The organism is Pandoraea sp. B-6 (assembly GCF_000282835.1).
Taxonomy (GTDB): Bacteria; Pseudomonadota; Gammaproteobacteria; order Burkholderiales; family Burkholderiaceae; genus Pandoraea; species Pandoraea cepalis.
Map to the genome: position 1 here is coordinate 75,066 of NZ_KB290540.1, position 7,640 is coordinate 82,705.

Consider the following 7,640-nt stretch of genomic DNA (forward strand, 5'->3'; position numbering starts at 1 on the left):
GCCCCGCGACCGGCTCGTGCGAATCGCCGGCACTTCGTTGAACCGATCCGCTCACACCGCCGACTGCGCAAGCGCCGTCGCCATCCGCTGCTTGAGCGGTTGCAGATCGAGCAGCATGGCCGTGCGCGCGGTGCCGTCTGCGGCGGGCAGCTCGACGGCTTCGCGCATGTCGTTGCGCATTTCGTGCGTGGCGCGTCCGAGCAGCATGGCGGGCACCGGCAGCTTGTCCGCCTCGTCGAGCGTGACGATGTTCTCGATGGCGTCGACGAGCAGCCCGAGCTTGTCCTTTCCATGTTCGATGACGAGAATCTTGCGCGCCTGCGCATCGTCCGGGGGCGGCATGCCATACAGCGTGCGCAGATCGACGATGGCGACCAGTTCGCGTCGCAAATTGAGCATGCCGCGTACAAAGGGCGGTGCGCCCGGCGCGGGCATGATGTCCGCCGAGTCGTGAATGATCTCGCGCAACTGATCGAGACGCACGGCCAGCATGTGTTGCAGACGGAACGACACATACGCGTGGCGTGTGCCGCGTGACGACCTGGCCCCGGTGCCGCGCCATGCCGAATCGCCTGGCGTCGCGCGCTGTGCGCTGTCCGTCTCCCGGTATAGCTCGCGATGGCCGCGCGTGAGCTCGAGCACCTGCGAATGCGTGAAGAGTTCGTCGGCGTTGAGCAGCACGATGTCGTCGGCTTGCTCGCGCGCGATGCAGCCCGAGAAGAGCTGCGCGTGCGAGGCGCTGAAGGACGGCATGGCGAGCAACTCGTCGGCGAAGTACGTCACGATGCTGTCAACGGCGTCCACCAGCAGACCGAAATGCACGTCTTCCTGCTTGACGATCAGAATCCGTCGCGGGTCCGACGCCGTGCCCGCGATTTCGGGCTCGGGGCGGCAAGGGTGCAGGCCGAGGAAGTGAGCGAAGTCGATGACCGGCACGACAGTGCCGCGCAGATTGAGCATGCCGACGCAAAACACGCTGGCGAGCGCCGAATTCTGCAAGTCGGGAATACGGATGATTTCGCGAATCGCACTCATCGGCAGCGCCAGACGCGATTGCTCGACCGTGAACGACACGCATTGCAGGCGCTGACGCTGCTGGCGGCGCTGTGGCGCGCTCAGCGCCTGACGCGCGAGCAATTGCGGCATGTTCTCTATGCGCACGAGGGCACGCGGCGCGAGAATCTGCAGGATGCGGTCGCCGTCGTCGAGCTTGATGGCGCCGCAGACGACCTGCGGCGCCGTGTGCGACGGGGCGTATTCGAACCCGGTGCGCTGCGATGCGCGCACGCGCAGAATCTCGCTCGTGGTGTCGAACAGCAATCCCACCCGTACGCCCTCGACGTCGACAATCGCGATCTTCTCGCTCGCGGGTGCTGGCCTGTCCGGCGCGTCGGCGACCATTGCCAGCAGCGGCTTGAGATCGACGATGGGAATGAGCGTGCCGCGCAGGTTGAACAGGCCAAGCAGAAAGGGCGGCGAAAGCGGCACGGGCGTGACGCGCGCCGGGTAGTTCACCACCTCTTGCAATGCCGCGATGGGCAGCGCGAATTCCACGTCGCCCAGATGAAACGAGCCGAAGACTTCGACGTCGTCCGGCGTTGAAGCGCGCGGCAGCACCGTGGTGTCGGCGACGGCGTCGCGCTGCGGGAGCGGAAATTCTGGTGTCGGTGCATTCATGATGGGGGTCCCGGGCGTCAGAGAGCGGGCGAGGTCGGTGCCGCCGCCGCCCCATGGGTACCGATCGTGCGCACATGAAAAGTGTGGTGCGCGCAGTGGATCGTCAGTTGCCGACCGATTTCGCCGCCGACCTCGACGTGCACGATCGGAATGCCGGTCTCGGCCATCAGGGACTGTGCCATCGCGGCGTTCGCCACGCCGATCAGCCCGTGCCGGGCGGGCGGCTGGTGCGGCATCATGTTGCCGCCGCCCGCGATCACCGCCTCGATTTCGCTGCGGCGTGCGCGGTCCGCCCGCATCAGCGCGAGGAGCGACGGCACGGCTTGCGTGACGTACTTCGCCCCGATAGCGAAGGTAGGGTTCGGCGCCTCGGGCAACAGGCAGTGCGCGAGGCCGTAGAGTCCGCGCGCGCGCCACATCAGACCGATACCCACGCACGAGCCGAGGGTAGCGCGCAGCACGTCTTCGCCGCGCCCGATGCGCACCTCGCCCATCAACACCTGGATGTCATGCGACGGCCCCATTCGATGCCCCCTGGTTCCGGTAAATGAGCGGTTGCTCAAACTGGTAGCCGGTCGAGAGCCGCGTCAGCGACTCCGATTCCCCGACAATCAACACGCCATCGGGGGTCAGCGTGTGGCGTACGTTCTCGAGAACGCGTTCCTGATCGGCGGATTCGAAATAGATCAGTACATTGCGCAGCATGACGAGATCGAACGCGTCGCGACGTGGCATGCGCTGGTACAGGTTGTGCTCGGCGAACGTGATGTGCGCTCGCAGTTCGGGGGCGACGGTGAAGCCGCCGGCGCCCGGGCGGAAGTACTTTGCGAGCATGGCCGGACGCTGCTGCTTGAGCCCGTCGATGCTGCGCCCGCTGAAGTTGCCGGCCATGGCCACCGCCAGCACCTGGCTCGAAATATCGGTGGCGTGAATCTGGTACTGAAAGCCGCTGTGCCGCGCGCGGAATTCCTCGCAGAGCATCGCGGCAGAGTAGGACTCCTCGCCGGAAGACGCAGCTGCGGACCACATCCGGAACATCCGGCCGGGATTCGCGGCATGCCAGCGCGGCAGGTAGTGTTGCGCGAAATAATCCCAGACGCGCGGCGTGCGAAAAAACGTGGTCTCGTTCGTCGTGACCAGGTTCACGAAGTTGCGCACTTCGTCGGGCGTGTTCTCGAGCAGCGCCAGATAGTCGCGGTAGCTGCACAGCGAGAGCGTGCGCAGACGCGGGCGAAGGCGGCCCTGCAACATCGTCCACTTCTTCTCGTTCATCGAGATGCCGGTGTGCCGGTGGACAGCGCGCAGAAGCGCCTGCTGGGTACCGGGATCGGCGTCGGCTTCGATTTCCATATCGGCCCCTCGTGGCGGACGTGTGATCCGGCGCGGTACGAACGACCGCAACCGGGAGATCCCGGCGAACCGCCCGGGCCGATGCCCGTGGTGTTCGCCGGATGGGGCTTACACCTTGAATCGCGACACGGTCTGGTCGAGGTCTTGCGCACCGTGGTTGAGTCCGGTGGTCGCCTGCGCGATGGTCTCGCAGGCGCCCGCGGATTTTTCCGTCTCTTCCGCCACGTGCTGAATGGCAAGGCTCACTTCGCGAGCGGCAACGAGTTGCTCTTCCGCCGCGCAAGAGATTTCGGAGATCGCCTGCGTGGTACGCGATACGCCGCCGACGATCTTCTCGAACGCCTCACCTGCCTGTCGCGACACGTCGCTACCCTGCGCCACGCGCTTGGTCGACTCGTTGATCAGCTTGGAGATTTCCTTGGTCGCCTGCGACGAGCGCTCGGCGAGCTTGCGCACTTCGTCGGCCACGACCGAGAAGCCGAGGCCGTGTTCGCCGGCGCGAGCCGCCTCGATGGCCGCATTGAACGCGAGCAGATTGGTTTGCCCGGCGATCTCGCCGATCACTTTCACGATCTCGCTGATGTCTTCCGACGACTTGTTGATCAGCTCCATGGCTTCGACCGACCGCGCGATCGCACGGGCGCCGGTTTCGGCTTCCTGTTGCGTTGCCTTGGCGAGCTGGTCGGCACCCTTGGTGTTGTCCGCAATCGAGTTGATCGATGCCGTCAGCTCCTCGATCGACGCGTTCATTTCCTCTACCGTAGCACCGAGCGCTTGTGCGCCGGTGGCGACGGTATTGGCACGGTCGGCGATATCGCGCGAGGCGCCAGAGAACTCGCCCGCCGATTTGACCACCTTGCCGATCACCCCGCGCAAGTCGTCCATCATGTGGCGAATGCCGTCGGCCAACTGGTCGATGGGGTCGTTGCCCGCCACGGCGATCTCGCCCGTGAGGTCGCCCGCCGCCGCGCGATTGACCGTGTCGAGCAGCAGCGCCACCTTGCGCTGGTCGTCTTCGGCGCGGCGCTTCACGCTCGCTTCCAGTTCGACCTGCTGGGTGATATCGGTGGCGAACTTCACAACCTTGTAGGGGCGGCCGCTCGCGTCGAGGATCGGGTTGTAAGTCGCCTGGATCCAGACTTCCCGTCCGCCGCGCCCGATGCGCTTGTAGCGGCCCGCGTCGAACTCGCCACGATTGAGCTTCCCCCAGAAATCGCGATAGGTCGGCGACGCGGCGTAGTCCGCCTCGCAGAACATGCGATGGTGTTTGCCGCGAATCTCGTCGAGCGAGTAGCCGAGCGTGTTCAGAAAGTTGTCGTTGGCGGCGATGACCGTGCCGTCGAGGTTGAATTCGATGACGGCCTGGGCGAGGTCCATGGCGCGCACCTTACCTTCGAATTCGGCCTGGCGTGCGCGATCCGCCGTGATGTCCGTGGCGAACTTGATGACCTTGTACGCGGTGCCATGGGCGTCGAACACCGGGTTGTACGACGCGCGGATCCACACCTCGCGGCCGCCTTTGCCGATGCGCTTGTATTCGCCGGCGTCGAGCTCGCCGCGGCCCAGCTTGGCCCAGAAGTCGCGGTACGCACCGGACGCCACGTAGTCGGACTCGCAGAAGATGCGGTGATGCTGCCCCCGTATTTCGTCGAGTTGGTATCCGACGGTCTGCAGGAAATTCTCGTTGGCGTGCAGGATCTGACCCTGCAAATCGAACTCAATGACGGCCTGCACGCGATTGAGCGCCGCGCTGACGGCCTGTAGTTCCTGTTGTTCCATCTGTAAATCAGGCGTGGCGATTTCCATGACGTTCTCCCTTGATACGCTTGCCCCGGCGCGTGTCGTGCGGCCGTCACGAAAGGGATGCTGCGCTAACGCTGCGTTGGCGTGCAGTCCTCTATAGACGCGATTACGACAGGGAAGGCGGCAACTTGAGATCGGGCCTACCCGTATGGCGTTTGTTGCCGCGAACGGTGAATTCCGTCGAAAGCCGCGCCAAATAAGACGCTCACGATAAAGCAACCGTGTGAGAAGTCGACGCGCTTATGTCGTCGATACATTTCAAACGCTCAAATGAAGTGGAATTCGGAGGAGGCTTGCACAGTGGGCGATGCAGGCAAGGCGCGCGACCCGGTGTTGGGCTTCCGGAGGCATGCAGGGCGGAGGATCGGGAAAAAGCCCTCCTCCCGCGTCTGAAACGGGAGGAGGGGTAGACGCAAAGTCGCTCTCTTCGGGGCATTTGAAAGAGCGACCTTCAATCTTCACGCAAGCCTCGTGCCAGATGCGCCGACACTGGAAACCCGCGTCGCTATTGATGCGTGGGGGAGCGCAGTGGGGCGATGTTACGGTGTCCGGTCTGATCTGTTACGTAACAAAGTGCGACGCGTTCGCCGTTTTGGCAACCTTCGCTTACACGGCTTACAGACGTGTTATGGGATTCCTGCCAGCGCGGCGATATAAAGAAGGCGAGCAGAGTCACGTTTCCCCTTCCAGGAGTCAGATCATGAAGTTAGTCGTTGCTGCGCTACTCGCCGTCACGCTTGCCGGGTGCGTTGTCGTGCCGGCCCAACCGTATTACGGCGGGGGCTACGGCCATCGGTGCTGTTATCGCTATTGATCGATGACGCGATTCACGAATGACAAAAATGAAGCCCCGCCGGTTCGACCTTGCGGGGCTTTTTCTATCGTCGCTCGTGATCACGCGGGGCGAGGAAGCTCGCGGGGCGGCGTGGGCGGCGCGACGATGCTGCGAAGTACGAAGGGCGCCGCAAGTCCTGCGTGTCGTTCGGTGAGCGCCAGTAGGGCGTGCGCGGTGTGCCGAGCAGGTCGCCTGGACGATGGGGCGACAGCGGGGGCACCGACGCGGGCCAGACCATCTGACGCCAACGGGCACCGGCAGGCACTACGAGAATCAGCAGGACGAAAACGAGCGTCACGACGGCATAGACGACAACAGGCGAGAGGTGGGTCTCCATCACAAACTCCAGTCGCAAAGATGTCACGCCACGGGAATGCGGTTCGGCAGGCAGCGCGTGGCGCTTTCACTATAGGCCATGGCGGCGCTCACCGATCCTGAGCGTCGGTCTCCCTGCCCAGGCCGCTCCAGCTCGTGGCGACGGGGGGCGCGATCCCGAACAGATCGATCACGCGTGCAACCGTGTCGTCGACCATCGCGTCGAGCGATGCGGGGTGGTTGTAGAACGCGGGAAGGGGCGGGTAGACGATGCCCCCCATTTCCGTGACCGCCGTCATATTGCGCAGATGCGCGAGGTTGAAGGGCGTTTCGCGCACCATCAGCACGAGGCGGCGCCGCTCCTTGAGCGTGACGTCGGCGGCGCGTGCGATCAGGTTGTCCGACAGCCCGTGGGCAACGCTCGCGAGCGTTTTCATCGAGCAGGGGGCCACGACCATGCCCGCCGTGGCGAACGAGCCGCTGGCGAGGTTGGCGCCGACTTCGCGCACGCTGTGATACGCATCGGCCAGTGCCTGCACGTCGGCGCGTTCCAGGCCCAGTTCGTGGCGCAATGTCAGCCAGCCCGCACTCGACACCATCAGGTGGGTTTCGACGCCACCCATCGCGCGCAGTCGCTTCAGCAGGCGCACGCCATAGACGGCACCGGTCGCGCCGGTGATGGCAACGACCAGACGCGTGGGCTGCGAGGCTCCCGTCGACACCATCGTCAATCAGTGGCGTATTACGCCAGGTCGGCGAGGACCTGCTTGAGTTCGCCGCTCTGGTACATCTCCATCATGATGTCCGAGCCGCCGACGAATTCGCCGTTGATGTAGAGCTGCGGGATGGTCGGCCAGTTGGCGAATTCCTTCACGCCTTGACGGATCTCCTCGTCTTGCAGCACGTCCACGGTGAACAGGTTGTCGACGCCGCATGCCTTCAGGATCTGCACGGCACGGCCCGAGAAGCCGCACATCGGGAATTGCGCGTTGCCCTTCATGAAGAGCACGACAGGATGTTCGGTGACGATTTGCTGGATACGTTGCTGGGTGGTCATGGTGGAAAGCCCGTGGAGATACCGGAAAGTCGGCGTATCCGGCATTTTAGCGGTTTTCCGCCGCGTCCGTCGGTGCGCGCTCAGACGCGCCACCCCCCCGTGGTGCGCTCGATACCCGCGAGATCGCGTTCGGAGGTGACGTCGGCCAAGCCTGCTGCTCGACAAAGCGCGCGTACGTCGGCGGCCTGATGGTAGCCGTGCTCGCAGAGCAGCCAGCTGTTCGGCAGCAGGCGCGACGGCGCACCGGCCACGATCGTGCGCAGGGCGGCGAGACCGTCCGCGTGATCGGTCAGCGCATCGACCGGTTCGAAGCGCAGATCGCCTTGCGAGAGATGCGCGTCGTCCGACACGATATACGGCGGATTCGAGACGATGATGTCGAATGGCGCGGCATTGCCCGGCAATGCGGCATACCAATCGCTGGCGAGGAAGGTGACGGAGGCCGCTAGCCCAAGCTGCCGGGCGTTTTCGCGGGCGACGTCGAGCGCGTCGGCCGAGCGGTCGAGCGCCGTGACGTGGGCGTCGGGGCGGCAATGCGCAATGGCCAGCGCAATTGCGCCGCTGCCGGTGCCCAGATCGAGCACGCGCGGCGCCGGCCGGCCT

Annotated in this window: 8 protein-coding genes; all 8 read right to left on the bottom strand. The window is 64.7% G+C overall.

Annotated elements, in window-relative coordinates; genetic code table 11:
* Window positions 1–51: 51 nt before the first annotated feature.
* A complete protein-coding gene (locus tag A985_RS0117370) occupies window positions 52–1,677 on the bottom strand; it encodes a chemotaxis protein CheW (protein WP_017234646.1) in 1,626 nt (541 codons plus the stop codon).
* Window positions 1,678–1,694: 17 nt separating this feature from the next.
* Window positions 1,695–2,201: a chemotaxis protein CheD gene (locus tag A985_RS0117375; protein ID WP_017234647.1), complete on the bottom strand. Its 507-nt coding sequence runs from the start codon at window positions 2,199–2,201 to the stop codon at window positions 1,695–1,697.
* Window positions 2,185–3,027 carry a protein-glutamate O-methyltransferase CheR gene (locus A985_RS0117380; RefSeq protein ID WP_017234648.1) on the bottom strand — a complete coding sequence of 281 codons (843 nt, stop codon included), beginning with the start codon at window positions 3,025–3,027 and terminating at the stop codon, window positions 2,185–2,187. The genes A985_RS0117375 and A985_RS0117380 overlap by 17 nt, the downstream gene beginning before the upstream one ends.
* A 108-nt stretch (window positions 3,028–3,135) precedes the next feature.
* Window positions 3,136–4,833 (bottom strand): methyl-accepting chemotaxis protein, encoded by a 1,698-nt coding sequence (locus A985_RS0117385; RefSeq protein ID WP_017234649.1) that lies wholly within the window; start codon window positions 4,831–4,833, stop codon window positions 3,136–3,138.
* 875 nt (window positions 4,834–5,708) lie between these two features.
* Complete coding sequence (locus tag A985_RS0117390) at window positions 5,709–6,002, bottom strand: hypothetical protein (protein WP_017234650.1); 294 nt, start codon at window positions 6,000–6,002, stop codon at window positions 5,709–5,711.
* Window positions 6,003–6,090: 88 nt separating this feature from the next.
* Window positions 6,091–6,705, bottom strand: a complete 615-nt coding sequence (locus tag A985_RS0117395; RefSeq protein ID WP_017234651.1) for a UbiX family flavin prenyltransferase — start codon at window positions 6,703–6,705, stop codon at window positions 6,091–6,093.
* Window positions 6,706–6,722: 17 nt separating this feature from the next.
* A complete protein-coding gene (grxD, locus tag A985_RS0117400; protein WP_026132086.1) occupies window positions 6,723–7,037 on the bottom strand; it encodes a Grx4 family monothiol glutaredoxin in 315 nt (104 codons plus the stop codon).
* An 80-nt stretch (window positions 7,038–7,117) separates the two neighbouring features.
* Window positions 7,118–7,640 (bottom strand): HemK/PrmC family methyltransferase (locus A985_RS25980; protein WP_083902349.1); only part of this gene is annotated, 523 nt, incomplete at its 5' end.